Source organism: Streptomyces sp. NPDC028289 (assembly GCF_055565975.1).
Map to the genome: position 1 here is coordinate 118,175 of NZ_JBVHTI010000004.1, position 25,816 is coordinate 143,990.

Annotated in this window: 26 protein-coding genes; 18 read left to right on the top strand and 8 right to left on the bottom strand. The window is 72.1% G+C overall.

The features are described from left to right. The first annotated feature begins 6 nt into the window (after window positions 1–6). The 4 genes from ACZ4UV_RS20500 to ACZ4UV_RS20515 all read left to right on the top strand — a co-directional run bounded on the left by ACZ4UV_RS20500 (window position 7) and on the right by ACZ4UV_RS20515 (window position 3,134). Window positions 7–843: a fructosamine kinase family protein gene (locus ACZ4UV_RS20500; RefSeq protein WP_467840691.1), complete on the top strand. Its 837-nt coding sequence runs from the start codon at window positions 7–9 to the stop codon at window positions 841–843. A gap of 165 nt (window positions 844–1,008) precedes the next feature. Further along, window positions 1,009–1,200 (top strand): putative ATP-grasp-modified RiPP, encoded by a 192-nt coding sequence (tgmA, locus tag ACZ4UV_RS20505; RefSeq protein ID WP_089102565.1) that lies wholly within the window; start codon window positions 1,009–1,011, stop codon window positions 1,198–1,200. A 15-nt stretch (window positions 1,201–1,215) separates the two neighbouring features. Continuing rightward, on the top strand, window positions 1,216–2,199 hold the full coding sequence (gene tgmB / locus ACZ4UV_RS20510) for an ATP-grasp ribosomal peptide maturase (protein WP_390044831.1): 984 nt from the start codon (window positions 1,216–1,218) through the stop codon (window positions 2,197–2,199). 47 nt (window positions 2,200–2,246) lie between these two features. Beyond that, window positions 2,247–3,134 (top strand): Gfo/Idh/MocA family protein, encoded by an 888-nt coding sequence (locus ACZ4UV_RS20515; RefSeq protein ID WP_467839582.1) that lies wholly within the window; start codon window positions 2,247–2,249, stop codon window positions 3,132–3,134. Window positions 3,135–3,146: 12 nt separating this feature from the next. On the opposite strand, the gene ACZ4UV_RS20520 is transcribed toward ACZ4UV_RS20515, so the two are convergent. Continuing rightward, on the bottom strand, window positions 3,147–3,467 hold the full coding sequence (locus ACZ4UV_RS20520; protein ID WP_467839584.1) for a hypothetical protein: 321 nt from the start codon (window positions 3,465–3,467) through the stop codon (window positions 3,147–3,149). A gap of 44 nt (window positions 3,468–3,511) precedes the next feature. Next, the gene (locus tag ACZ4UV_RS20525; protein WP_451018009.1) at window positions 3,512–4,420 is read right to left on the bottom strand and encodes a GNAT family N-acetyltransferase; all 909 of its coding nucleotides are present in this window, start codon (window positions 4,418–4,420) and stop codon (window positions 3,512–3,514) included. Between the two features lie 243 nt (window positions 4,421–4,663). Here ACZ4UV_RS20525 and ACZ4UV_RS20530 point away from each other — a divergent pair, with 243 nt between their 5' ends. Then, window positions 4,664–5,761 carry a PP2C family protein-serine/threonine phosphatase gene (locus ACZ4UV_RS20530; RefSeq protein WP_451018008.1) on the top strand — a complete coding sequence of 366 codons (1,098 nt, stop codon included), beginning with the start codon at window positions 4,664–4,666 and terminating at the stop codon, window positions 5,759–5,761. Between the two features lie 28 nt (window positions 5,762–5,789). Here ACZ4UV_RS20530 and ACZ4UV_RS20535 read toward each other — a convergent pair whose 3' ends face one another. Together ACZ4UV_RS20535 and ACZ4UV_RS20540 are read right to left on the bottom strand one after the other, a co-directional pair. Further along, the gene (locus ACZ4UV_RS20535; RefSeq protein WP_293995112.1) at window positions 5,790–6,230 is read right to left on the bottom strand and encodes an Lrp/AsnC family transcriptional regulator; all 441 of its coding nucleotides are present in this window, start codon (window positions 6,228–6,230) and stop codon (window positions 5,790–5,792) included. Window positions 6,231–6,272: 42 nt separating this feature from the next. Beyond that, a complete protein-coding gene (locus ACZ4UV_RS20540; RefSeq protein WP_451018007.1) occupies window positions 6,273–7,622 on the bottom strand; it encodes a transaminase in 1,350 nt (449 codons plus the stop codon). A gap of 333 nt (window positions 7,623–7,955) precedes the next feature. On the opposite strand from ACZ4UV_RS20540, the gene ACZ4UV_RS20545 reads away from it, so the two are divergent. Then, window positions 7,956–8,426, top strand: a complete 471-nt coding sequence (locus ACZ4UV_RS20545) for a hypothetical protein (RefSeq protein ID WP_351502333.1) — start codon at window positions 7,956–7,958, stop codon at window positions 8,424–8,426. A 2-nt stretch (window positions 8,427–8,428) separates the two neighbouring features. Here the strand turns inward: ACZ4UV_RS20545 and ACZ4UV_RS20550 are convergent, their stop codons facing one another. After that, complete coding sequence (locus ACZ4UV_RS20550; RefSeq protein ID WP_451018006.1) at window positions 8,429–8,602, bottom strand: hypothetical protein; 174 nt, start codon at window positions 8,600–8,602, stop codon at window positions 8,429–8,431. A gap of 236 nt (window positions 8,603–8,838) precedes the next feature. On the opposite strand from ACZ4UV_RS20550, the gene ACZ4UV_RS20555 reads away from it, so the two are divergent. From ACZ4UV_RS20555 to ACZ4UV_RS20585, 7 genes are all read left to right on the top strand, one after another. Beyond that, window positions 8,839–10,086 carry a serine hydrolase domain-containing protein gene (locus ACZ4UV_RS20555; protein WP_467839590.1) on the top strand — a complete coding sequence of 416 codons (1,248 nt, stop codon included), beginning with the start codon at window positions 8,839–8,841 and terminating at the stop codon, window positions 10,084–10,086. A gap of 216 nt (window positions 10,087–10,302) precedes the next feature. Further along, window positions 10,303–11,814, top strand: a complete 1,512-nt coding sequence (locus tag ACZ4UV_RS20560) for an ATP-binding protein (protein ID WP_451018004.1) — start codon at window positions 10,303–10,305, stop codon at window positions 11,812–11,814. Further along, window positions 11,811–12,233 carry a roadblock/LC7 domain-containing protein gene (locus ACZ4UV_RS20565; protein WP_390044848.1) on the top strand — a complete coding sequence of 141 codons (423 nt, stop codon included), beginning with the start codon at window positions 11,811–11,813 and terminating at the stop codon, window positions 12,231–12,233. The genes ACZ4UV_RS20560 and ACZ4UV_RS20565 overlap by 4 nt, the downstream gene beginning before the upstream one ends. Beyond that, window positions 12,230–12,592, top strand: coding sequence for a DUF742 domain-containing protein (locus ACZ4UV_RS20570; protein ID WP_351502559.1), 363 nt, complete (start codon window positions 12,230–12,232; stop codon window positions 12,590–12,592). Before ACZ4UV_RS20565 ends, ACZ4UV_RS20570 begins: the two co-directional genes overlap by 4 nt. Then, window positions 12,564–13,187 (top strand): GTP-binding protein, encoded by a 624-nt coding sequence (locus ACZ4UV_RS20575; RefSeq protein ID WP_351502561.1) that lies wholly within the window; start codon window positions 12,564–12,566, stop codon window positions 13,185–13,187. The genes ACZ4UV_RS20570 and ACZ4UV_RS20575 overlap by 29 nt, the downstream gene beginning before the upstream one ends. Then, window positions 13,184–14,410, top strand: a complete 1,227-nt coding sequence (locus ACZ4UV_RS20580; RefSeq protein WP_451018003.1) for a cytochrome P450 family protein — start codon at window positions 13,184–13,186, stop codon at window positions 14,408–14,410. The genes ACZ4UV_RS20575 and ACZ4UV_RS20580 overlap by 4 nt, the downstream gene beginning before the upstream one ends. Then, on the top strand, window positions 14,407–15,639 hold the full coding sequence (locus ACZ4UV_RS20585; RefSeq protein ID WP_467839595.1) for a cytochrome P450 family protein: 1,233 nt from the start codon (window positions 14,407–14,409) through the stop codon (window positions 15,637–15,639). Before ACZ4UV_RS20580 ends, ACZ4UV_RS20585 begins: the two co-directional genes overlap by 4 nt. A 123-nt stretch (window positions 15,640–15,762) precedes the next feature. Here the strand turns inward: ACZ4UV_RS20585 and ACZ4UV_RS20590 are convergent, their stop codons facing one another. Further along, complete coding sequence (locus ACZ4UV_RS20590) at window positions 15,763–17,292, bottom strand: helix-turn-helix domain-containing protein (protein WP_467839598.1); 1,530 nt, start codon at window positions 17,290–17,292, stop codon at window positions 15,763–15,765. A 472-nt stretch (window positions 17,293–17,764) separates the two neighbouring features. Here ACZ4UV_RS20590 and ACZ4UV_RS20595 point away from each other — a divergent pair, with 472 nt between their 5' ends. The 3 genes from ACZ4UV_RS20595 (at window position 17,765) to ACZ4UV_RS20605 (ending at window position 20,616) form a co-directional block, all read left to right on the top strand. Next, the gene (locus tag ACZ4UV_RS20595; RefSeq protein WP_293995093.1) at window positions 17,765–18,385 is read left to right on the top strand and encodes an L-threonylcarbamoyladenylate synthase; all 621 of its coding nucleotides are present in this window, start codon (window positions 17,765–17,767) and stop codon (window positions 18,383–18,385) included. 115 nt (window positions 18,386–18,500) lie between these two features. Beyond that, on the top strand, window positions 18,501–19,256 hold the full coding sequence (locus ACZ4UV_RS20600; RefSeq protein ID WP_390044855.1) for a dienelactone hydrolase family protein: 756 nt from the start codon (window positions 18,501–18,503) through the stop codon (window positions 19,254–19,256). 160 nt (window positions 19,257–19,416) lie between these two features. Continuing rightward, on the top strand, window positions 19,417–20,616 hold the full coding sequence (locus ACZ4UV_RS20605; protein ID WP_451023153.1) for a glycoside hydrolase family 64 protein: 1,200 nt from the start codon (window positions 19,417–19,419) through the stop codon (window positions 20,614–20,616). 65 nt (window positions 20,617–20,681) lie between these two features. On the opposite strand, the gene ACZ4UV_RS20610 is transcribed toward ACZ4UV_RS20605, so the two are convergent. Both ACZ4UV_RS20610 and ACZ4UV_RS20615 read right to left on the bottom strand, forming a co-directional pair. Beyond that, window positions 20,682–23,084, bottom strand: a complete 2,403-nt coding sequence (locus ACZ4UV_RS20610) for a M4 family metallopeptidase (RefSeq protein ID WP_467839602.1) — start codon at window positions 23,082–23,084, stop codon at window positions 20,682–20,684. A 258-nt stretch (window positions 23,085–23,342) separates the two neighbouring features. Continuing rightward, window positions 23,343–23,795 (bottom strand): GNAT family N-acetyltransferase, encoded by a 453-nt coding sequence (locus tag ACZ4UV_RS20615; protein WP_451019067.1) that lies wholly within the window; start codon window positions 23,793–23,795, stop codon window positions 23,343–23,345. Window positions 23,796–23,979: 184 nt separating this feature from the next. Here ACZ4UV_RS20615 and ACZ4UV_RS20620 point away from each other — a divergent pair, with 184 nt between their 5' ends. Both ACZ4UV_RS20620 and ACZ4UV_RS20625 read left to right on the top strand, forming a co-directional pair. Next, complete coding sequence (locus tag ACZ4UV_RS20620; RefSeq protein ID WP_390044861.1) at window positions 23,980–24,630, top strand: NADPH-dependent F420 reductase; 651 nt, start codon at window positions 23,980–23,982, stop codon at window positions 24,628–24,630. Window positions 24,631–24,789: 159 nt separating this feature from the next. Continuing rightward, window positions 24,790–25,776 carry an MHYT domain-containing protein gene (locus tag ACZ4UV_RS20625; protein ID WP_467839605.1) on the top strand — a complete coding sequence of 329 codons (987 nt, stop codon included), beginning with the start codon at window positions 24,790–24,792 and terminating at the stop codon, window positions 25,774–25,776. Window positions 25,777–25,816: the final 40 nt, after the last annotated feature.

Consider the following 25,816-nt stretch of genomic DNA (forward strand, 5'->3'; position numbering starts at 1 on the left):
GGCGCGGTGGCCGCCCGGCTCACCGGGCGGCCGGTCTCGGGTGAGCGGGCACGCTCGGGCGGCCTGGCGGAGGTGACGCTCGCGGGCGGTCCCGCGGTCATGGTCAAGCGCGGTAACGGTCCCGGGGCGGTACGGGCCGAGGTGGCCGGGCTGCGCTGGCTGGCCGCCGCCCGGGCGGTGCCGGTACCCGAGGTGCTCGGGCACGACGAGCGGTGGATGGTGACCGAACTGATCCGCACCGGGCGCCCGGACGCCGGAGCGGCGACGCGTTTCGGCCAGGATCTGGCCGTCCTGCACGCGGCAGGCGCTCCGGCGTTCGGGTCCGCTCCGCCGGGCGGTCCGCGGGACGCCTGGATCGGTCTCGCCCCGATGCGCGACGAGCCCGGCACCGACTGGCCGCACTGGTACGCCGAGCACCGGGTGCTGCCGTACCTGCGCGAGGCGGTCGACCGGGGGACCCTGCGGCCGGGCGAGGCCGCCGTGATCGAGCGGGTCTGCGAACGGCTGCCGGAACTCACAGGGCCGCCCGAGCCGCCCGCCCGGCTGCACGGCGACCTGTGGAGCGGCAATGTCCTGTGGGGCGCCGACGGCCGGGCCCGGCTGATCGACCCGGCCGCGCACGGCGGGCACCGCGAGACCGACCTCGCGATGCTCCGTCTCTTCGGCTGCCCGTATCTGGACCGCATCGTGGCGGGTTATCAGGAGCGGGCGCCGCTGGCTGACGGCTGGGCGGAGCGGATCGGCCTGCACCAGTTGTTCCCGCTGCTGGTGCACACGGTGCTCTTCGGACGGAGCTATGCCGAACAGGCTTTGGTGACATCCCGGAATTTCGCGGACATGTGACCCCGTCATGTGCCCGCCGGGAATGTGAAATCGGCCACGTGCGGGAGCGATTCGCCGGTTCTCCCTTAACAAGCTCTTAATTCGGCCTGAGATTACGCAGAGTAAGGAAACCAACCACGCGTTCGAATCGTATAAGTGCATGGAAGAACGAAACAGGGAGAGACCATGCAACCGTTCGCGCTCAACTACGCACGCCCCGCAGTGCAGTTGGACGTCACCACTCCGTACGCGTATGACTCCGGACTGCAGTTGAACGTTCTCCACGATGGCCGGATCGCAGCCACCGATCACGCAACGCTCAGAGCCCTGGGGACCACGACCTCCACCGCGGGCTCCAAGACGCACTTCGACGACTGATCGCGGATCCTCACGATGACCGTGCTCATCCTGACCAGTGACGAGGACGTGACGGCGGACATGGTGGTCCTCCGGCTGCACGAGGCCGGAGTGCCCGTCGTCCGCCTCGATCCTGCCGATCTGACCAGTGGTGTGGCCCTGTCGGGCGAGTATGTGCAGGGCGTCAGCCGCGGACACCTGTCCGTGAACGGGCGCCTGGTGAGCATGAACGGCCTGCGCTCCATCTGGGTGCGCAGGCCGGGGGCGGCGGCCGCCCGGGCGGCGCAGCCGTCGCCCTGGCTGACCGAGGAGTCCGCGCAGGCGCTGTACGGCATGCTGCGCGGGACCGAGGCGCGCTGGATGAACGATCCGGACGCGGCCCGCCGGGCCCGCCACAAGCCGTGGCAGCTGCGGCTGGCGCAGCACAGCGGGCTCGCCGTGCCCGCGACGCTGATCACCACGTTTCCGCAGGCGGCCCGGGAGTTCGCGGAGCGGTTCCCGGACCTCGTGGTGAAGCCGGTGTCGGGCGCGCATCCGCAGGAGCCGCCGCGGGCGGTGCCGACCAGCCGGGTGGCACCGGACACCGACTTCGCGGCGGTGGCGTTCGGCCCGACGCTGCTGCAGCGGCGGGTGGCCAAGCGCGCCGACATCCGGCTGACGGTGGTCGGCGAGCGGCTGCTGGCCGCCCGCAAGCCGGTGAGCCCGGACGCCCACCCCGACGACGTGGACGTCCGGTTCGCGCCGTCCGACTTCCCTTGGCAGGAGGCGGAGGTGCCGCCGCGAGTCGCCGAGGCCGTCCACACGTACATGAAGGACGCCGAGCTGGCCTACGGTGCCTTCGACTTCGCGGAGGACGCCGACGGCATCTGGTGGTTCCTGGAGTGCAACCAGTCGGGTCAGTTCGGGTTCGTGGAGATGGACACCGGTCAGCCGATCGCCGAGACCATCGCCGGATGGCTGGCGCACGGCGGCGACCGGTGCCGGTCGTACGCCGAGCGGGGGCGGAGCACGACGCCTTGACCGGCTGGGCGACGATGTGGGACCGGGTACGGAGAAAGGAACGCGAGATGCGCATCGGACTGCTGGGCACCGGGCCCTGGGCACGGGCGGCGTACGCCCCCGCGCTGGCGGGGCACGGTTCGCTGGACTTCACCGGGGTGTGGGGCCGCCGCCCCGAGGCCGCCGCGGAACTGGCCGGGGAGTACGGCGTCCGGGCGTACGACGACGTGGACGCGCTGCTCGGCGACGTGGACGCGGTGGCCGTGGCGCTGCCGCCGCTCGTCCAGGCGGAGCTGGCCGTGCGGGCCGCGACGGCCGGCCGGCACCTGCTGCTGGACAAGCCGCTCGCGATCGGCGTCGCCGAGGGGCGGGCGGTGGTGGAGGCCACCGAGCGGGCCCGGGTCGCCTCGGTGGTGTTCTTCACCACCCGGTTCCAGCAGGAGCCGGAGGCATGGATCGGTGAACAGGCCGCCGCGACGGGGTGGTTCACGGCCCAGGCGCACTGGCTGGGTTCCCTGTTCGCCGGTGCGGGCCCGGCCACCGACTCGCCGTGGCGGCGGGAGAAGGGCGCGCTCTGGGACGTGGGTCCGCACGCCCTGTCCGTGCTGCTGCCGGTGCTGGGCGACGTACGGCGGGTGGCGGCCGCCGTGCACGGTCCCGTGGACACCGTTCATCTCGTCCTCGAACACGCGGGCGGGGCGTCGAGCACGGTGACGCTGAGCCTGACCGCGCCGCCTGCGGCCGCCGGGGCCGAGGTGGAGCTGCGGGGCGAGGCGGGGGTCACGCTCCTTCCGAGGAGTGCGGAGGGAGCGGTTCCCGCTCTGACGCGGGCCGCCGACGCCCTGGTCGAGGCCGCGCGCACGGGGCGGGCGCACCCGTGCGACGCGGCCTTCGGCCTGCGGGTCACCGAGATCCTCGCGGAGGCGGAGACCGTGCTGGGCAAGGACGTGGGCTAGACGCTCACGCGGCTAGTTCTCGTCGAACGGCTCGTCGCTCCATCTGAACCACGCCCGGTCCCCCTCGATGTGCAGCAGGAACTCGGGGACCGGGCCGTCCGGCGAGATCAGGGACACCTGGCGGCGGATCTCGCCGTGGGCCTCTTCCCAGGCCTCCCAGTCCTCGTCCGCCGCCAGGACCAGCTCCCGGGCAAACAGGCCCCGGACGCCCGCAAAGCCGGGGCCGGGGGTGAAGGTGCCGTGCAGCCAGGGGAAGTCGGCCTCGTCGACGACGATCTCGCCGACCGCTTCCCGCCCGCCGCGCACCCGCCAGACGTCACCCTCGAACCCCATGCCGGCTCCTCCCGTCAGCTGTCGATCACCGCGCTGTCAGCATGTCACCCGGCACTGACAGCGCCCGCCGCCCAGAAGTTCACCCGCTCCCGGACGACGGGGTATCCAGCCCTGGCGAAGTGTGCGGCCATGGGGGTGTTGCCCTGGTCGGTGGCGGCGGCGATGACATCGGCGCCCTGTTCGACGAGGAAGTGCGTGCACTCCACGAGCAGGTCGTAGGCGTAGCCGTGCCCGCGCTGCTCGGGCAGGACGCCGATGAACCCGACGCAGGGCCCTCCCGGGTTGCGCCCGGGGATGTGGATGCCGACCGGCTCGCCGTCGGGCGTGCGGCCGATCTGCCACCACTCCCGGGGCGAGGGCATCCAGTGGAAGAAGTCCATCTCCTCCTGGGCCGCCTGGTCCACTCCGCCCTGCTCGATGGCGCGGCGGGCGTGGGCGTCCAGGGTGACGGAGTGGATGCGGCGCAGGGCGTCGAAGAACACCCCGTCATCGGGTTCGGGGGTGAAGAGGAGGCGGCCGGGCCGCTCGGGCAGGCCGCACTCGGGGGTCCAGCGATAGTTGTAACGCTCCACCAGGAGCTCGAAGCCCGCCTTGCGGGCGGCGGCGAAGCGGGTCTCGGCGGCGGTGCGCAGCTCTGGCACGTCGTGCCAGCCCGGGGGCAGGTCGAGCTCCAGTTCCTCGACCTGCCAGGGTGCGCCGAGCAGCAGCTCGGCGCCGGCCTCCTCCTCGCCCTCGGCCACGTCGAACCAATTGATCACGAGCGGCTCGGTGGCCCCGGGAACGCCCCACCAGGCGGCCCGGGCGACCACACGGCCGTCGCGCAGGGCGACGCGCTGCCAGTCGGGGCGGAATTGGGTGCGCTGGTGCTTCTCCCGCATGCGCAGCGGGTCGGGCAGGTCGTCGAAGAGACGGGCGGTGCTGTCGTCGAGCGTACGGATGACCGGATCGGTCACGGATTCCTCCGGGATGCGTGCTACGGGGAGCGCTCCCGGGTCAGCTCAGACCTGTCACGCCCGGGAAACGGGGAGGGAGCGCGGGATGGGTGTGTGGGACATCGCACTCGCCTCCTTCCGTCCGGTCCTGGGCGTGCGGTCACACGTTAGAGCCCGGGCACCGACGCGTCCACGGGTTTTCCCGGCGCGGCATTTCAAGATCGGGACGGGTGCGGCGACCGGTCACGGGCGTAGCTTAGGGATGTGACTTCGGTGCGCGGCTGGTCGTCGCGTGGCTACCGGGACGGTCGTGGCTGGTTGCAGGGTGCGCCGCCGCCACGCTGGATCAGGGTGCTGCCCGTCGCCCTGCTCGGTCTCGTGACGGCGGCGACGCTGATCAGCCCCGACGGAGACGACTTCGGATTCCTGCTCGGCGCCATCCCGCCGCTGGCCGTCCTCTCCTACGGCCCGCTGGCGACCGCCGTACTCAGCTGCCTGGTGGTGCTGCTGCTCAACGTGCCCGCCACCCACCTGAACCATCCCGGCGACACCGACCTCCTCACCGTCACCTTCGTGGCGCTGCTGAGCGTGTTCGTGTCCTACGTGCGCAGTCACCGCGACGCCCAGCTGCTCACCGAACGGGCGGTGGGCGAGGCGGTGCAGCGGGCCGTGCTGCCGCCGTTGCCGGAGCGGGTCGGGGCGGTGGGGTGCGTGGGGCTGTCCCGGGCCGCGCAGCACGGGACGCTGGTCGGCGGGGACTTCTTCGACGTGCGCGACGGCCCGTACGGGGTCCGGGCGGTGATGGGGGACGTACGGGGGCACGGGCTGGCCGCCGTCGCCACGGTGGTGTCGCTGCTCGGCGCGTTCCGGGAGGCGGTGCTCGACCTGGAGGACCTGGAGTCGGTGGCGGCGCGGATGGACCGCAGACTGACGGTGGACTCCGCCGACGTCCCGCACGCGGAGCTGTTCGCCACGGCCCTGCTGCTGGAGTTCTCCGCCGACCTGCGGTCCGTGCGGATCGTGGCCTGCGGCCACCCGGCGCCCGTGCTGCTGCGGGACGGACTGGCCCAGGAAGTGACCGTCGCACCCGGGGCGCCGCTGGGGCTGGGGCTGGTGGGAGTGGAGCAGGCGAAGGAGGTCACCGTGGAGCTGGGGTCCCGCGACCGGCTGTTCCTCGCCTCGGACGGCGTCTGGGAGGCACGCGACGGGGCCGGCGGCTTCTATCCGCTTCCGGAGCGGCTCGCCGGGTTCGCGGGCGTGGACGCGGCCGCGCTCACCGAACTTGTGTGGACGGACCTGACCCGCCATTACGAGGTGCGTGACGACGCCACCATGCTGGTCCTGACACCGGCCATCGGCTGAGGTCCGGGCACCGCCGTCGGCCGCGCGCTCAGCCCACCTCCCACAGGAACCGGTGGGTGTGGATGCCGAAGTACGGGAAGGGCCTCACCTCGCGGACGCCCTCGATCGGTCTGACCACGTCGTTGACGAAGTCGAGCAGGTCCTTCGGTCCGGGCGTGACCACCTCGGCGAACAGGTCGAAGCCACCCGAGGTGAAGACGGAGTACACCACCGCAGGGTGTCCGGCGAGCGCGTCGGCCACCGCTCGGGGGTCGCCGTCCACGCCGATGCCGAGCAGGGCCATCGCCTGGCCGCCCATGGCCATCGGGTCGGTGACGCCGACGACCTGCACGGCCCGGGAGTCCAGCAGCCGCTGCAGCCGCTGCCGGGCAGCGGAGGCGGAGAGGCCGACCCTGGGTCCGAGGTCGGCATAGGCGATACGGCCGTCGGCCTGGAGCTCGCGCAGGATGGCCCGGTCGATGTCGTCCATGTGCACCATGCCCCTCCCCTTCCTCGTCTCTTCTCGTCTTCCTCAGCCGACCAGTTCGAGCAGGGCGGCGCCGAACACGGCGGTGTGGGTGTCCACGTCCTGCTCCGTGGTGTCGGGGCACATCAGGGCCATGTTGTGGAAGGGGGTGAGGAGGATGCCCCGGTTGGCGAGGTACAGGTGCAGGAAGTCCTCCAGCTCGGGGTCGGCGGCGGCCTCGGACGCCGTGCCGGTGCGCGGGGCCGGGGAGGCGAAGCGGTACTCGGTGCGGGCGCCGAGGCGGCTGACCGACCAGGGCAGGCCGTGCGCCTCGACGGCGGAGCGGACGCCGGACTCGAAGCGCGCGGAGAGCCGTGCCATGTGCTCGAACGCCTCGTCGGTGAGCACGTGCTCCAGGGTGGCCCGGGTCGCCGCCACGGAGAGCGCGTTTCCGGCGAGAGTGCCGCCGACCCCGCCCATGTCCACCAGGTCCAGGTCGGCGCGGGCGAGGAGGCGCTCGGCGAGGTCGGCGGAGAGGCCGTAGGCGCCGGCCGGGATGCCGCCGCCGATGGCCTTGCCGATGGTGAGCAGGTCGGGCTCCAGGTCCCAGGCGGCGGTGCAGCCGCCGGGTCCCGCCGAGAAGGTGTGCGTCTCGTCGTTGATCAGCAGCGTGCCGTACTGCCGGGTGAGGGCGCGCACGCCCTCCAGGTAGCCGGGCTCGGGCAGGACGATGCCGATGTTGGTGAGGGCGGGTTCCATGAGGACGGCCGCCACGTCGCCGTGGGCGAGTTCGCGCTCCAGCTGGTCCAGGTCGTTGAACTCGGCGACCCGGCTGGTCAGGGTGACGTCGCAGGGCGCGCCGACGTTCCCGGGGCGCGGCGCTCCCTTGCCGTCGGGGCCCACCACGATGAGGGACTCGTCGACACTGCCGTGGTAGCTGTAGCTGTTCACCAGGATCTTCGGGCGCCCGGTGACGGCGCGGGCGAGCCGGATCGCCCACCGGTTGGCGTCCGTCGCGGTCAGCGAGAAGCTCCAGCGGGCGAGCCCGAAGCGCCGGGTCAGTTCGGCGCCGACCCACTCCGCGTCCTCCGTCGGCAGCATCGCGGTGGCCCCGCCCAGCTCGGCGAACCGGCGGTGCACCGCCTCGGTCACGGCGGCCGGCGAGTGACCGGCCATCGCGCCGGTGTCGCCGAGGCAGAAGTCGATGTACGTGTGCCCGTCGACGTCGGTGACCCGGGCACCGCGAGCGGTCGCCAGGTACCGGGGGAAGGCGCCGGCGGTCTTGTTCATCCACGTCATCGGGACCCGGCCGAAGAGATGGCCGGCATCGGCATATGCCGCTCGGGAGCTGGGGTTCCGCCGCTCCGCCTCCGCGCTCTCGCGGGCCAGGAGGGCGTGCAGTCGGGTGCGGTCCATGGAGTACCTCTGGTCGAGCGGAGACGACGGAATGACGGGAGAGTACGACCGATACCACCCACAAATCAAGATCTAACGATCGAATCGATTGCCACGACACCCGAATCGAGCGCGCCCGCTCATTGGGGAAATTCCGCCGTTTTGAGCAGCACTCGCACCACTGTGCGGTGCTCGAACATTCGCCCTCAAACGCCACGGTTCGCCACCCCTTCCGCCAGTTAGAAATATCTACCAGCATGCATATGCCGGGTTGGCGTGCGGACGCGCCGAGCGCCCGGTGTCGGTCGCTCCCCTGCGCGTGAAACAGGTGAGCGAGATATCCCGGAGCGGTGCATGACGAACAGGATGTGGATGCAGGGCGTGGAATGGCTTGCGGCGGCCTCGGCGGACCCCCGGGCGTGCAAGTGGGAGTGGGACCACGGTGAGGGCGTCTCGCTGCTGGAGGCGGGCCGCTTCTGGGATGTGCTGAGCGTGCCGGACCGGCTCGGCCTGCTCACGCTGGACCTGCTGTGGCGGCCGTCCCTGCCGGTGCCCGGGCCGACCCTGGTGGACAGCGCGGCGCGCCGGGTCGGGTTCTTCCTGCCGCCCGACCCGTCCGGCGGCTGGATCGGGGGCGGGCTGCGGTACGCGACCAAGGGGGCGTGGGTCGCCGTACCGCCGCCGTACCGGCCCACGCGATTCCTGGAGTGGCTGGTGCCGCCCGACGGCAGTGGCGCGCTGCACAGGCCGGCCACGCTGGAGTCGGCGCTGCGCGAGGCCAACGGCACCCTGGCGGTGCTGCGGCCGGTGTGCGAGGAGCAGTGAGGTCAGCGACGGGGCAGCAGGATGAGGACGGTGGCCCACCGGGCCTCCGCTTCGGCCGGCACCGTCCGGCCCTGCTCCCGCCACTCCCGGACGAGTTGGGCGTAGATCGGCTCACGGGAGAGGAGGGCGCGCGGCTCCTGGACCGTGCGCCAGGGAGCGTGAGGGGTTCCGTCCATGCCGGGGCAACGCAGGGAACGCACGGGTGGTACGCGCCGCCCGACGCGCTCACCGGGGCGGGTGAGCGCACCCCCCGATCGGCCCCCTCCGCCCGTCCTACAACCATTCCGGCTGCAGGCATTCCGGCGGCTCGCGGTCGGCAGGCGGCCTCGCGGCCGTGCTCGTATCCTGTGAATTCAGGGTTCTGACGTCCGACCCCACCGCACGTTCCCTCTCACGTGCTTGGAGTCAGCCCATGCCGTACCCGTCCGCCGTGCTGCGCCGAGGGGCAGCGGTCGCCGTCGTGCTGGGGACACTCACCGTGCCGCCCGTCGTCGCAGCGCCCGCCCCCGCACCGGCCGCGTTCGCCGCGCCGTCGCCCGTCCCCTCCCCGTCCGGCAGCCAGGACGTCCGTGCGATGACCCCGGCGGTGGCCCGCCAACTCGACGCGGCCGTACAGCACGTCATGCGTGAGGCGGACGTGCCCGGCGTGACCGTGGGCGTCTGGACACCCGGGCAGCGCGACTACGTTCGCTCCTTCGGGGTCGCGAACAAGGCGACCGGGCAGACGATGTCGCCCGACCTGTACGTGCGGATCGGCAGCGAGACCAAGACGTTCACCGTGACCGCCGTTCTGCAACTGGTCGACCAGGGCAAGGTCGGCCTGGACGACCCCATCGGCACGTACCTCGACGGCGTGCCGGGCGGCGACCGGATCACCCTGCGGGAGCTGGCCGGGATGCGCAGCGGACTGTTCAACTACTCCGAGGACGCGGACTTCTTCAAGGCGCTGACCTCGGATCCGCAGCGCTCCTTCACTCCGCGGCAGCTGCTCGGGTACGCCTTCCGGCACCCGGCGATGTTCCCGCCCGGGGAGAAGTTCTCCTACTCCAACACCAATCTGATCCTGCTCGGCCTGCTCGTCGAGAAGGAGAGCGGGCAGCGGCTCGGCGACTACCTCGAACAGCACGTCCTGGAGCCTGCGGGCATGAGCCGCACCCTGTTCCCGACCGGGAACGAGTTCCCCACGCCGCACGCCCAGGGCTACACGAACCAGACGGCCACCGGGAAGGTCGAGGAGACCGCCGGCTGGAACCCGTCCTGGGGCTGGGCCGCCGGCGCGATGATCTCGGACCTGGACGATCTGCACACCTGGGCACGCACCGTGGCCACCGGGGTCTTCCCCGACGGCAGGACCATGGTCGGGCCGGCCGTCCAGAAGCAGCGGCTGACCACCCCGTCGACCGGCATCCAGGGGGCCGGGTACGGCCTCGGCATCTTCGACGTCCAGGGGTGGATCGGGCACAACGGCTCGCTGCCGGGTTACGAGTCGCTGACCGTCCATCTGCCTTCGGCCCGGACGTCCGTGGTCGTGCTGCTCAACACCGACATCGGCTACAAGGGTGACATCGAGCCCAGCACCCTGTTCGGCGAGGCGGTCACCCGGATCATCTCCCCGGCCCACGTCTTCGACCTCCCCGCGCCTGCCTCAGTCACGCGGTGACGGCACGCGGTGACTGAACCTCAACTCACTTGGCCTGCACGGCATTTCCGACACTTGACACAGAAGCGAACAGTCACCGAACGGATTCGCAGGGATGTAACGATTCACCGTGCGGGGCCGGTCAATGACGGTGTGTACTGTGCAGCGAGCGCCACATGGGAGGGCCCCGGGCTCCCCCCTGCCCACTGCTGCCCTACTCCCCTGGAAACCGATTCCATGATCGAATTACCGGAACTGGTGGCCGGTGGTCTCGCCGCCGGAACGCTCTCCGCGCTCGCCCTCGGTGGCAGCCTGCTGAGGTCCCGGCGCCAGAAGGCCGCGCTGCGGGCCGAGGTGACGGAGTTGCGCGCCCGGCTGGAGGGCGCCGAGGGCGCATTCGTCACCGAGGTCGAGCATCTCGCCGCCCGCCGGATGCCGGCGGCCGCGGCCCAGCTCGCCCACCCGCACCTGAAGGTGCCCGGCCCGGCCGGGCAGCACACGCCCGGGACCCCCACCGGGATCGCGCTGGAGTACGTGCTCACCGCGCTGCGCGAGGAGCTGACCGCGCAGCGCACCCGGATCGACGCGGCCGCGCAGGCCGGTATGCGCGGCGCCACCCGGGAGATCCAGGCCGCCCTGTACCGCCTGCAGGACGCCCTGCGGGGGCTCCAGCAGCGCTACGACGAACCGGAGTTGGCGCAGACGCTGTTCGCGCTGGACCACGAGAACGAGCAGTCGCTGCGGCGGGCACAGGTCGCGGCCGTGGTGTGCGGGGCCTGGGTAGGGCTGGCCCGTGAGGAGTCCCACGTGGTGGACGCCGTCACCGGCGGCCAGGCCCGGCTCTCCGGCTACCACCGGGTCCGGGTCCACAACCACCTGGAGCCGGGCACCGCCCTGGTGTCGCACGCGGTCGAGCCGGCCGCCATCATCGTCGCCGAACTCCTCGACAACGCGCTGCGCCACTCGGCGCCGGACACCGACGTCGTGGTCAATCTGGAACACGTCCACCACGGGGTGTGCGTGACCGTGGACGACGCGGGCCTCGGCATGACGCAGGACGAACGAGCCCGCGCCCAGCGGCTGGTGGCGGGCAGCGACCCGATCCTGCTCACCGACCTCGGCGACCCGCCGCGCATGGGTCTGGCCGCGATCGGCCAGCTCACCCGCCAGTTCGACCTGAACGTGGACGTCTCCTCCCCCTCGCCCTACGGCGGGGTGCGCGCGGTGCTGCGGGTGGACAGCCATCTGCTCGGACGGATCGACCCGGGCGAACGGCCCCCCTCGGCGAGCGCGCCACGGTCGACCCGGGAGCGCGTGGTGCGCAGGGAGCCGGAGCGTGAGGTCACTGTGCGCGCGACGCCCGTGCGCGAGGAAGCCGTGGGGGCGACGCCCGTGCCCCAGGCCCCCGGGTCCGAGACGCCCGTGCCCGAGATCGTTCCGGCCGGGTCCCCGGCGGTCGCCGAGCCGACGCCGGCCGGGTCCGGGCCGGGGCCCGAGCACGAACGCACCCCCGCCCCCGCACCCGGCCGCGAGACCCCGGGCGACCTGGGCGGTCTGCCGCGGCGGCGCCGACGTACCCCGGCCGCCGCACCCGGCGTGCCGCAGCCGCAGCCGGCCGCGCGCCGGCCCGAGGAGGCGGCCGCCGCGCTCGCGGCCCTGCAGTACGGCACCGCGGCGGCGCGGGCCCCCAAACGGGCGAGCGCGCCCGAACCCCAGCGGACCGACGACGAAGGAGGAGCGGCCAGATGACCAGCCGCGATGTGGGCGAGACGGCATGGGTGCTGGACCCCGTCCTGCAGGTTCCGCATGTACTGGCCGCCGTCCTGCTCACCCGGGACGGCCTCGCGACCGGCTACACCGACGGCCTGTCCCGGGCGAGTGCCGAGCGGGTCGCCGCGATCACCAGTACCGTGCAGGGCGCCTGCCGGGCCGCGGCGGCCGCGTTCGCGAACCGGGAACGGGCCGACGTCCGGCAGGTGGTCATCGAGTCGGACCACGGATACGTGCTGATCGTGCCGACCGAGCACGGCACCTGTGTCGCCGCTTACGGCGACCCCGAGGTGCGCCTGGACCTGCTGGCGCACCGGGTGCACTCGCAGGTGGCCCGGCTGGGCGAGAAGGCGATGGCGGCCGCGCCCAGAGGCTCCGACGGCGGCGCGCCGGCATGACCGGCCGCCGTGGCGGCCGTCCCCTGGTCCCCGCGTACCTGTCGACCGGCGGGGTGGCCCGGCCCAGCCGTCCGTACCTGGAACGGCTGACGGTGCTCAGCCGTGACGGGACTCCTCTGCCCGCCGGCCTGCCGGCGGCCGAACAGGCCCTGCTGGAGCTGTTGTCCGGCGGTGCGCTGACGGTGGTGGAGGCGGCGGCGCTGCTGCGGCTGCCGTTCTCCGCCGTGCGGGTGCTGGCCGCCGACCTCGTCGACCGGGACCTGGTCCTGGCCCGCGCGCCGATCCCGCCCGCCGAACGGTTCGACCCCGACCTGCTGAAGAGAGTGGCCGATGGCCTCCGCGCCCTCAAGCACCGGTGAGCTGCCCCGCGCGGGCGGCACCCATCTCCCCGACGGCGCCCGCGACCTGGTGAAGATCCTGGTCACCGGGCCGTTCGGGGTGGGCAAGACGACCCTGATCGACTCGGTGTCGGAGATCCACCCGCTGCACACCGAGGAGCACCTCACCGAGGCCTCCGTCCCCGTCGACGATCTCGACGGAGTACGGGAGAAGGAGACGACGACCGTCGCCATCGACTTCGGGCGGATCAGCCTGTCCGGCGGGATCGTGCTGTACCTGTTCGGGACACCGGGACAGGACCGGTTCCGGACGCTGTGGGACGACATCTCCTACGGCGCCCTCGGCGCCCTGGTCCTGGTCGACAGCCGCCGCATCGACGCCTCCTTCGACGTGCTCGGTCTGGTGGAGGAGGCGGGGCTGCCGTACGCGGTCGCCTTCAACGCGTTTCCCGACGCGCCGAGTCACTACACGGGCGACCAGCTGCGCGCCGCCCTGGACCTGGCGCCGGGCACCCCGATGGTGACCTGCGACGCCCGGGACGCGCACTCCTCGGTCGACGCGCTGCTCGCCCTCGTTCAGCATCTGATAGACGACCGGCCGGCGGAGGCCCGATGACCGCGCAGCAGTCCTTCACCGTCTCGGGTCCGGTACGGCTGTGGGAGGAGGGGTTCGCCCGCAACCCGCACGGCTACTACGCGGCCCTGCGCGCCCAGGGTCCGGTCGGCTGGGCGGAGCTCGCGCCGGGCACCCCGGCGTACGTGGTCACCGAGCGGCGCGCCGCCCTCGACGTGCTGCGGGACGTGGAGACCTTCTCGCACGACCCGCGGGACTGGGAGGCGACCGTCCCCGAGGACTCCCCGCTGCTCGGCATGATGCGCTGGCGGCCCAACGCCCTGTTCTCCGACGCCGACGCGCACATCCGCTACCGCACCGCCCTCATCGACGTGTTCGACCTGATCGAGCCCCACGACCTGCGCCAGCTGGTGCACCGGGCGGTCCGGCTGCTGGTCGACCGGTTCGGGCCAAGGGGCGAGGCCGACCTCGTCACCGACTTCACCCGGCCCCTGATGGCCCTGGTCTTCAACAACCTGTTCGGGCTGCCGGACAGCCAGGGCGACCGGCTCAACGAGGGCCTCCTGAAGATGATGGAGGGCGGCGCACAGGCGGCGGAGGGCGAGGCGGACTTCGTCGCGTACGTGCTGCGGCTGATCGCCGCCAAGGTCGAGGAGCCCGGCGAAGACCTGCCGAGCATGCTCCTGGACCATCCCGCCCAGCTGACCCCGGAGGAGGTCACCTGGCAGGTGTTCCTCACTCTGGGCGCCGGCTACGAGCCGAGTACGAACCTCGTCTCCAACGCGCTCTCCCGGATCCTCGGCAACCCGCTCTACTACTCCACGCTGACCAGCGGCGCCCGTCCGGTCATGGACGCGGTGGTCGAGGTGCTGCACCACGAGACCCCGCTGGCCAACTACGGCATCTACTACGCCCGTCGGCCGGTCTCCTTCCACGGGGCGTGGGTCAGGCCGGCGATCCCGGTGGTGGTCTCCTTCGGTGCGGTCGGGCTGTTCGCCGAACGGGAGGTCACCAGCGGCCGGCGCGCCTCGGACGCCTCGCACCTGTCATGGGGTGCCGGCCCGCACGCCTGCCCGGTCCGGCACCACGCGCTGCTCATCGCGACCGAGGCGATCGAACGGCTCACCCTGTGGCTGCCCGACCTCGAACCGGTCCTGCCCCGCGAGAAGCTCAGCTGGCGGCCCGGCCCGTTCCACCGCTCGCTGACCTCGCTGCCCGTCCGGTTCAGTCCCCGCTCCCCCGACCAGCCTGGAGAGTCGTCGTGACCGTCACCGACCGCATCGCCCTCGACCCGTTCGGCTCCGACATCCCGGCCGAGAGCGCACGGTTGCGCGCCCTCGGCCCCGTGGTGCCCGTCGAACTGCCCGGCGGCATACCCGCCTGGGCGCCCACCGGCTACGACGTCCTCAAGGAACTCATCCTCGACCCCCGGGTCAGCAAGGACCCGCGCAAGCACTGGCGGCTCTGGCCGGAGATCGGCGAACACCCCTCCTGGGGCTGGGTGCTGGGCTGGATCGGCGTGGTCAACATGCTCTCCGCGTACGGCCCCGACCACACGCGGCTGCGCAAGCTGGTGGCGCCGAGCTTCACGCACCGCCGTACCGAGGCGATGCGGCCGCGCGTCGCGGCGATCGCCGCGGAACTGCTCGACGGCGTGGCGGCCGCCGGGTCCGACGGCGCGGTGGTGGATCTGCGGGCCGGTCTCGCGCAGCCGCTGCCCATGCGGATGATCTGCGAACTGTTCGGGGTGCCCGACGAGTTGCGGGACGACACCGGTGCGCTGATCGCGGCCATCATGGACACCTCCGACCCGACCCCCGAGCACGCCGCGTTCGTGCAGGAGCGGATCGGCACGGTCCTCGGCGGGCTGATCGCGTACAAGGTGGAGCACCCGGGCGACGACATGACCACGGAGCTGATCCGGGTCCGCGACGAGGACGGCGACCGGCTCAGCGACGAGGAGCTGCTGTACACGCTGCTGCTGGTGATCGGGGCCGGCTTCGAGACCACGGTCAACCTGATCGGCAACGCGGTCGTGGCGCTGCTGACGGATCCGGTGCAGCTGGCCGCCGTGCGCGCCGGAACGGTCGGCTGGGACGCGGTGATCGACGAGACGCTGCGGGTGCATCCGTCCATCGCCTCGCTGCCGCTGCGGTTCGCGGTGAGCGACCTGAAGGCCGGGGACGTCACGATCCCGGCAGGGGACGCGATCATCACGACGTTCGCGGCAGCCGGCCTGGATCCGGCGCACTACGGGCCGGACGCGGCCGCGTTCGACGCCGCTCGGGGTGGCGACGACCACCTGGCGTTCGGTGTCGGCGTGCACCGCTGCATCGGCGCGCCGCTGGCCCGGGCGGAGGCGCTGGCCGCGCTGCCCGCGCTGTTCGAGCGGTTCCCGGGGCTGCGGCTCGCGGCCGGGGCGGACGAGTTGCGGCAGGTGCCGTCGTTCATCGCGTGCGGCTGGCAGGAGATCCCGGTACGTCTGGAAGGGTGAACCCGGAGGTCGCGGGGGCCTCGACCGGTCCCCCGTTCCGGTCGTGCCCCCGCGCATCGTGAACATACGTCCGGATCCGGCCGTTGGGTATCGCGCCGATGCCCGTTCGTACCCGCCGAGGACTCACCCGTGCACAGGTGAGTCCGGTTGGCCCGGATTCGCCCGCAGCAGGAGGGGTGCGGCGAGGTCCCCGAGGGCGAGATGGGCCAGCACCACCTCGTACAGGTCGGTACCGGCGGCCAGCAGCTGGCGTTCCAGGACGGGTTCGGCGCCCCGCACGTGTTCGCGGACGGTCTGGGCGTGCACGCCCAGGTCCTGGGCGGCGCGTTCGGCGTTGCCGCCGGCGGCGATCCAGGCGCGCAGGGTGCCGCGCAGGTCGCGGCCGTCCCGGACCAGGCGGTCCAGGAGGTCGTGCGCCCAGGAACGCAGCGCCGGACCGGCCAGCAGGTCGCCCAGCCGGACGCCGGACGGCCGGGGCACCGCGGCGGCGAGATCCTCCGTCAGGGCCGCCTGGGTGTTGAGGGCCAGATGGGCGGTGGCACGCACGGTGAGGTCGGAGAAGTCCGCGCCCAGCAGCGCCTCGACCCGGTCCATGCGGGCACGCACCGTGTTGCGGCTGACGCCGAGGACCTTGGCCGCGCTGACGGCGGTGAACTCCAGGCCGAGGCGGGTGGTGGCGAGGAGTTCCGCGCGGGTGTGGTGGGGCAGGGTGTCGAGCGGTCGCAGCACGGCGGCGGACCAGGCGTGCAGCGCGCCCGGGTCCATCAGCCGTTCCGGGTGGGTGCGTTCGGCGTAGACGGCGGCCTGGTCGGGGCGGAAGCGGGCGACGGCGAGGGCGCTGACGGCCTGGCCGTAGGCGGTGGACGTCTGGGCCAGGTTCTGCCGGACGCTGCCGCCGAGGAAGGTGCCGGGGCGGCCGTCGACGAGGGAGCGCAGCCGCTCGGCCGTCGCGGGCGCGGGGCTGAGGACGATGACGTGGCCGTCCATCGCGGGGCAGCGCACGACGAGGGCCTGGCCGCGGGTCACGACAAGGCAGTCCTCGGCGAGGCCGTCGCGTTCCGCCGGCTGCCCCTCGACGATGTACACGCAGGCGCTGTCGGTGTCGAGCAGTCCGGGCCACAGGCCGGCGGCGACGCGGCGGGCGGAGACGGTGTCCTCCACCATCAGGAGTTGCAGGATGGCGAGGCGCAGGTCGGCGGTGGCCCGCCGGAGCCGGTGCCCGGCGGCCGTCAGTTCCCGTTCGCGCAGCAGGAGTTCGACGACTCCGGCGGTGTGGGTGACGATCTCCGCGGCGCGCCGGTCGAAGGGGGTGGTGCGGGCCACGGCGAGCAGTCCGGCGGCCGCCGGACGGGGGTCGGGGGCGCGGACCGCGACCAGCCGCAGGTGGCGGTCGCCGTCCTGGACGGCGGCGGCGGAGATCCGCCCGGCGGTCACGTCGGCCGCGAGACCTGCGTCGAGGGGAACCGGGGTTCCGGCGAGCAGGGTGCCGTCGGCGTCCTGGAGGCAGACGGTCCCCTGCACGGCGCCGGCGAGCCAGGCGACCACCCGGCGCGGGTCGCGGGCGCCGGGACGCAGATGGTCGAGCAGCCGCTCGGCCCAGCCGTCGTCATGGAGTACCGGGTGCTGCGGGCCCTCGCCTGCTCGGCCTGCCATCTCGCCCTGCCCCTCGTCCCTCGCGTCGGCCTCGGTCCACGGACGTTACCCGATGAACGAAGCCCGGTCCCGACCGGCGGGCACGGCTCCGCCGGCGGCCCTCGGGGGAGGGGCCGCCGACGGAGAAAGCCTCACCCGGGGCCGGGGGGTGGGCCCCGGGGTGGCTGATTCTTCGGGTGCCCAGGAATCCACGGGGTATGCGCACCGATTTTCCGAAGCCGCCGGCCCCGTGACCGACGGCGGCCAGGCAGGGCCGCACGCCTCCCGGTACCAACCGGATCCCGCGAAGTCCGCAGCTGGGCAGCGCCCCCGAAGGAGCGCTGGGGGTACCCCCGACCCAAGGCTGGGGAGGAACTGCGCGACCAGCCACGACGGCGCGGCAGTCGACAGACGGCACACGGCGGCACATCGCGGCACCACCCGCGGAGCGCCCCGCTCGGCCGGAAGTCGCCGTACGGCATAAGCTCGGCGGATGGCGAAGTACTTCGACGTGCACCCCGACAACCCGCAGCCGCGCAGCATCTCGCAGATCGCCGACGCGGTCCGCTCGGGGTCGCTCATCGCATATCCGACCGACTCCTGCTACGCGCTGGGCTGCCAGCTCGGCAGCCGGGACGGCATCGACCGGATCCGCACCATCCGGCATCTGGACGACCGGCACCACTTCACGCTGATGTGCCGGGACTTCGCGCAGCTCGGCCAGTTCGTGCGCGTGGACAACGACGTGTTCCGGGCCGTGAAGGCGTCGACGCCCGGCAGCTACACCTTCATCCTCCCGGCGACCCGCGAGGTGCCGCGCAAGCTGCTGCACCCGAAGAAGAAGACCGTCGGCGTCCGCATCCCCGACCACGTGGTCACCCAGGCACTGCTGGCGGAGATGGGCGAGCCGCTGCTGTCCAGCACCCTGCTGCTGCCGGACGAGGAGGAGCCGCTGACCCAGGGCTGGGAGATCAAGGACCGGCTGGACCACCAGGTGGACGCGGTGGTCGACTCCGGGGAGTGCGGCACCGAGCCGACCACGGTCATCGACTTCTCCGGCGGCGAGGCGGAGATCGTCCGCCGTGGCGCGGGCGACACCTCGCGCTTCGAGTGACCAGTTCCCGCTCCCCCGGAGCGGGCCTCTCACCTTCGCGTGCCACGATGATCAGGACATGCCGCGCCGGGTGTCCCCCACCCCGACGCCGACTCCACAGAGAGGCACTTGCGCCATGACCGCCGTACAGGGATCCGACGTGGACATCACCACCGAGGACGGTGTCGCCGACGCCTACCTGGCCCACCCCGCCGACGGACTCCCCCACCCGGGCGTGCTGCTGTACCAGGACGCCTTCGGGATCCGCCCGCACCTGAAGTCGATGGCGGACCGGCTCGCCGGGGCGGGCTACACGGTCCTGCTCCCCAACGTCTTCTACCGCAGCGGCCGCACGCCGGTCATCGACCTCCCCGAGTTCATCGACCCCTCGGTGGACCCGACGATCTGGCAGCGGATCATGCCGATCATGATGTCGCTGACGCCCGAGCTCAGCGAGCGGGACTCGGCCGCCTACCTGGACTGGCTGGCCGGGAGCCCGCTGGTGGCCGACGGGCCGGTGGCGATCACCGGTTACTGCATGGGCGCCCGGCTGGCCGTGCGCACTGCCGCCGCGTTCCCGGACCGGGTCGCGGCCGCGGGCGGCTTCCACGGCGGCCGGATGGTCACCGACGACGCGGACAGCCCGCACCTGCTGGCCGACCGGATCACCGCGGAGCTGTACTTCGGCTTCGCCGACCAGGACCAGTCGATGACCGAGGAGCAGATCCGCACCTTCGAAGCGGCCCTCGACGCCGCCGGAGTCCGCAACACCTGCGAGATCTACCGGGGCGCCGACCACGGTTACACGCAGGCCGACACTCCGGCCTACTCCGCCGAGGCCGACGAGCGGCACTGGTCCGCGCTGCTCGACCTCCTGAAGCGCACCTTCTGATCCACCCGGTCCATCCGGTTTCCGGGGCCCGTCGACCGGCGGGCCCCGATTTCGTCCGCACCATTGACATGCACCCGCCCCGCAGCCAACCTGAGAGCGCTCTCAGAATTGGTCCGGACCAATTTCCCGGACCAACCCCGACCCCACACGGAGGTGGAGAGTGCGCACAGGACTCGTACGCCGGGCGCTGCCGCTCACGGCTGCGGCGGCGCTGATCGGCGGGGTGCTCACGCTGGGCACGCCGGCACCGGCCGGCGCGGCCGTGCCGGACACGATCCCGCTGAAGATCACCAACAATTCCGGCCGCGGCGACCAGGTGTACGTCTACGACCTCGGCACCCAGCTCTCCTCGGGACAGCAGGGCTGGGCCGACGCGAACGGCACCTTCCACGCCTGGCCGGCCGGCGGCAACCCGCCGACCCCGGCACCGGACGCCTCGATCACGGGCCCGGCGGCGGGCCAGTCGAAGACGATCCGGATCCCGAAGTTCTCCGGCCGGATCTACTTCTCCTACGGCCAGAAGCTCGACTTCAGACTGACCACCGGCGGTCTGGTGCAGCCCGCCGTCCAGAATCCGAGCGACCCGAACCGGAACATCCTCTTCAACTGGTCCGAGTACACGCTGAACGACTCGGGTCTGTGGATCAACAGCACCCAGGTGGACATGTTCTCGGTGCCGTACGCGGTCGGGGTGCAGCGCGCCGACGGCAGCACGGCCGGCACCGGGCACCTCAAGTCGGGCGGTTACAACGGGTTCTTCAGCGCCCTGCGCGGACAGGCGGGCGGCTGGGCCAACCTGGTCCAGACGCGGTCCGACGGCACCGTGCTCCGCGCGCTCTCCCCGCTCTACGGCGTGGAGACCGGGGCGCTCGCCTCGACCGTCATGGACGACTACGTCAACCGGGTCTGGTCGAAGTACGCGACGTCGACCCTGACCGTCACGCCGTTCGCCGACCAGCCGAACACCAAGTACTACGGCCGCGTCTCGGGGAACGTCATGAACTTCACCAACGCGGCCGGAGCGGTGGTGACGAGCTTCCAGAAGCCCGACGCGAACAGCATCTTCGGCTGCCACAACCTGCTCGACGCGCCCAACGACCAGGTCCGCGGCCCGATCTCACGCACCCTGTGCGCGGGCTTCAACCGGTCGACGCTGCTGACCAGTTCCAGCCAGCCGGACACCGACCCGGCCGACTTCTACCTGGACCCGGTCACCAACCAGTACGCCCGCGGGATCCATGCCCAGATGGCCGACGGCAAGGCGTACGCCTTCGCCTTCGACGACGTCGGCAACCAGGAGTCGCTGGTCAACGACGGCAGTCCGCAGCAGGCGTACCTCACGCTCGACCCGCTGAGCTGACTCGCGCGGGCGTCCCGCACCCGGCTCGCGGGTGCGGGACGCTCGACTGCCGGATGTCAGCTATGTCAGCCGGTCGTGACGGCGGTGTCGTCGACGACGAAGCTGGTCTGGAGCGAGGAGTCCTCGACACCGCTGAACTTCAGGGTGACGGTCGAGCCCGCGTAGGACCCGAGGCTGAAGGACTTCTGCACGTACCCGGAGGCCGCGTTGAGGTTGGAGTACGTGGCCAGCGTGGTCGAACCGGCAGTGACCGTCAGCTTGTCGTACTGGGTGCTGGTGGTGGTCTCGGCCGTGTCGATGTGCAGGTAGAAGGTGAACGTGGTGGCGGTGCAGCCGGACGGGATCGTCACCGACTGGGACAGCGTGTCGGTGTGGGTCGATCCGTAGCCGTCGAGCCACGCCTTGTAGGAACCGGTACGGGCCGCCTCACCGCTGTCGGTGGTGATGACACCGCTGGACGCCGTCCAGGTGGTGTTGCCCGACTCGAAGCCCGGGTTGCCCAGCAGCTGGGTCGAGGTGCAGGTGCCCCCGCCGCCGCTGGAACTGACGGTCCACGTGAAGGACGCCGTGCCGGTGGCACCCGTCGAGTCGGTCACCGTGACGGTGGTGCTGTAGGTGCTCGACGTCGTGGGTGTTCCGGTGATGGCGCCGGTCGAGCTGTTGATGGACAGGCCGGTCGGCAGGCCGGTCGCCGCGTAGGTCAGCGAGCCGCTGTTGGTGCTGCTCGCCGATATCTGCAGGCTCACCGCGGTGCCGACGGTCGAGGACTGGCTGCCCGGGTTGGTGACCGTGACGCCCGAGGTGGGCACGGTGATGTGGCTGCCGACGTTGATGCCGGCGAACGCGTTGCCGACACCCGCGTACTGGGTGGAGCTCGTGCCGTAGAGCGCCGCGGCCGCGTTCAGGGCGGCGGTGCGGGCGGCGGAGTAGTTGGTGCTCGACGTCATGTACGTCGTCAGCGCCTTGTACCAGATCTGCAGGGCCGCGGCCCGGCCGATCCCGGCGACGGCGACACCGTCGGAGGTGGTGCTGTTGTACGTGACGCCGTTGATGGTCTTGCTGCCGCTGCCCTCGGACAGCAGGTAGAACATGTGGTTCGCCGGGCCCGAGGAGTAGTGCACGTCGAGGTTGCCGACCCCGGAGTACCAGCTGTCGGCCGACGAGCCGTCCTTGCTCGGCTTGTCCATGTAGCGCAGCGGGGTGCCGTCGCCGTTGATGTCGATCTTCTCGCCGATGAGGTAGTCACCGACGTCGGAGGAGTTGTTGGCGTAGAACTCCACGCCGGTGCCGAAGATGTCTGAGGTCGCCTCGTTCAGACCGCCCGACTCACCTGTGTAGTTGAGCCCGGCGGTGTTCGACGTGACGCCGTGGCTCATCTCGTGGCCGGCCACGTCGAGGGAGGTCAGCGCGTGGGTGCCGCCGGAGCCGTCGCCGTAGGTCATGCAGAAGCAGTCGTCGTCCCAGAAGGCGTTGACGTAGCTGCTGCTGTAGTGGACGCGGGAGTAGGCCGCGACGCCGTCGTTCTTGATGCCGCTGCGCCCGAAGGTGTTCTTGTAGAAGTCCCAGGTCATCTGGGCGCCGTAGGCCGCGTCGGCGCCGGCGGTCTGGGTGTTGGAGCCGGATCCGGTGCCCCAGACGTCGTCGGAGTCGGTCATCAGGGTGCCGGTGCCCGACGTGCCGTTGTTGAGGTTGTACGTCTTGTGGCCGCCGCGCGTGGTGTCGTACAGCTGGTACGTCGAACCGGACAGCGTGGTGTTCAGCGTCACCGTGCCGCTGTACTGGGTGTTGCCCGTACCGGTCTGGACAGCCTGGTAGCGGTAGAGCTCCTTGCCCGTGGTGGCGTCCGTGACGACGTGCAGCTTGCTGGGCGTGCCGTCGTCCTGGAAGCCGCCGATCACGGTCTCCCAGGCGAGCTTCGGGGTGCCGTTGCCGGCCCAGATCACCTTGCGGGCGCCGTCGGCGACGGGCTTCTGGGCGTCGAGGGCCTTGGCCGTCCTGAGCGCCTTGGTCTGGGCGGCCGACTTGCTGTAGGACGCGCTGACCGTCGGGACCGTGATGGTGTGCTTGTTGTTGAAGGTCGTACTCACGGTTCCGGCCGCGAGGGTGGCGGGCGGGGTGTGCACGATCAGGTCGCCGCCGAGGACCGGCAGGCCGGCGTAGGTGCGCTCGTAACGGGTGTGCACGGTGCCGTCGTTGTCCTTGACGACGTCCTTGACGACCAGCTTCTCCTTGGCGCCGAGGCCTATCGTGCGGGCGGTCGCGGCGGTCTTCTGCCGGGCGCTCTTGAGCAGTGCGCTGTGCTGGGCGGGGGTGAGCTTGGCCTCCAGGCCTCCGGTGCGCACGGGGCTGGGGTGGGGGGTGGCGGGCTTGGCGTTCGCCGGGACCGACTGGATGCCGACGGCGAGGAAGGCCGCGGTGGAGACCAGGGCGGCTCCTACCGTGGCCCGTCTGTGGGGAAGACGTCTCACTCGTACTCCTCCTGCTGCGGCCGCCGGGTCGCGGCCGGTGACAGACCGGGCAGACGGGGATGTGCTGTCCGGGACGAGCTGAGCTGTGCGGGAACCGGGATCCGGGGACCGGGGGTGCGTGGTCCGTGATCCGTGCACACGCGAGGGAGAGAGCGTGTGCTGAGCGAGGATTCCAGATTTGACCCGCGCATGTCAGCCACGTAGAGGTCGTTCGAGGGTTTTCCCTATGCACGGTGAGGGGTCGAGCGGGAACGTCGCTCACGGGGACGGCGGGCGCACCATGAACACGTCCACCGGATCCTCTGTCTCGACCAGGAACCCGTGCCGTTCGTACAGCCTCCGGGCCGCGCTGCCCCGCAGCACGTTCAGCCGGACGGTGACGCCGTCGCGGTCGCACCGCTCCAGCAGCTCGCGCAGCACGGCCGAGCCGATGCCGCCGCCCTGCGCATGCGGGGCCAGATAGAAGTGTTCCAGCCAGTGGGCGTCCCCGGTCGGCCGCAGTGCCACGCAGCCGGCGAAGGCGCCGCCCGCCTCGATCACCCAGGTGTGGTCCGCGTCGTACCCGTCCCACAGCCGCTGCCGGACCCGCCGCTCGTCGTACCGCCCGAGCCGCTCCAGATCGTCCCGGAGCACGACGGCCCGCAGTTCGGCCACCGCCTCGACGTCCGCGTCCGACGCCGGCCGCATCCTCCAGTCCGCCGCACTCGCCATGATCGCCACGCTATCCACCGCGGCCGGCCACCCGGAGAGCGGGGCCGGGTACCCGGTGCGGGCATCGCGTTCCAGCCCGAGCCGTGCCAGGCCGACCGTTTTATCCTGATTCAGGGGAAATGCGCCAACCGCGCGCCCCCGGACCGACCGTCGGCAGCTCCCACCCCACGGAAGGGGCTCACGCATGCGTGTCTTCATCGTCGGCACTGGCAACATGGCGGGCGGTATCGCCACCCGGGCCCTGGCGGGCGGGCACACGGTCCGGCTGGTCGGCACGGATCCGGCCAAGGCCGCGACGCTCGCCGACGCACTGGTCGAGCGGACGCCGGGGGCGGACGTGGCGCCCGCCGTGCCGGACGCGGTGGGGTCGGCGGACGTGGTGGTGCTGGCCGTGCCGTTCGACGCCGCCAAGGAGGTCGTGACCGAGTACGGGGACCGGCTCACCGGGAAGACCGTCGTCGACATCTCCAACCCGGTGGACTTCTCGACCTTCGACGCGCTCACGGTGCCCCCGGACAGCTCCGGCGCCCAGCAGCTGGCGGAGGCCGCCGCCCCGGGCACGCATCTGGTGAAGGCCTTCAACACCACGTTCGCGGGCGCGCTGGTCGCGGGCGAGGTCGGCGGGCTGCCGCTGGACGTGTTCATCGCCGGAGACGACGCGGCGGCCCGCGACCAGGTGGCGGAACTGGTCTCCTCCGGCGGGCTCAACCCGGTGGTCGTCGGCGGACTGCGGCACGCCCGGGAGCTGGAGGGCATCCAGCTGCTGCACATGGCCCTGCAGACGCGGCCCGACGGGCACGGCTGGATGAGCGCGATCAAGATCGTCGCACCCTGAGGCCTCCCCCACTGTGCCCTGCCTGGAGACCGCCCTTGCGGCAGCTGTGTCGATCCCTGGTTCCCGAGAGGCGGCCGAAGTCCCGGTGAACGCCCCTCCGTAGCCCCCGGCGCGTAGTACCTTCCCGCACAACAGCCGTGGCTCTGGGGGGAGTTGCACATGCACGGGACGACGGACGGTTTCCACTACGGCGCGGTGACTCCGGTCGCGGCCTATCTGATGGCCTGTCTGGGCGGGGCGCTGGGGCTTCGCTGCATCGTCAGGTCGCTGTACCACCACGGGGAGTCGTGGCGGCCCGGCTGGCTCGCCCTCGGGGCGGCCTCGATCGGCTGCGGCATCTGGACGATGCACTTCATCGCGATGATCGGCTTCCATGTCCAGGAGACCACGATCCGCTACGACGTGGGCCTGACCCTGCTCAGTCTGGCGGTGGCGATCCTGGTCGTCGGTATCGGCGTCTTCGCGGTCGGCTACCGGGGCGCGACCTCGGGGACCCTCTGGACGGCGGGCGTCATCACCGGTCTCGGCGTGGCCGCCATGCACTACCTGGGCATGGCCGCACTCCGCCTTGACGGAACGATTCACTACGACCGGGTGACGGTCGGCCTCTCCGTGCTGATCGCGATCGCGGCGGCGACGGCCGCGCTGTGGGCGGCCGTGTCGGTGCGGGGCTTCACCGCGAGTCTCGGCGCCAGCCTGGTGATGGGCCTCGCGGTGTCCGGCATGCACTACACCGCCATGGCGGCGGTGAGCGTCGACGTGCACCCGGCATCCGCCACCTCCTGGTCGAGCGCGTCACCGACCTCGCTGCTGCTGCCCATGCTGCTCGGCCCGATCGTGTTCCTGCTGCTGGCCGGGGTGGTGGTGATGTTCGACCCGCTGCTCGTTCTCGGCGAAGGGGACTGGAACCGACAGGCGGCTCCCGAGAACGATCCGCCGAAAGCACCGGCGGGAGCGGCACGCTCACGCCCAACGGGCCGGCACGGCGCGCGCACGCCCCGGAACCACGGTGGCCGCTCACCGCGCCCGGCACGGGCCGGCGCGGGCCGGCACGGCAGGGCGACGCGCACCGCTCCGTCCGGCAAGGACCGGTACGGCACCCCGGGGCGCCCGAACGGCACCCCCTCGAACCCCTGTGAATGGTGACCGGGTCCCGCCCGAACCCCCGTCCCGAAGCCACCCGTTG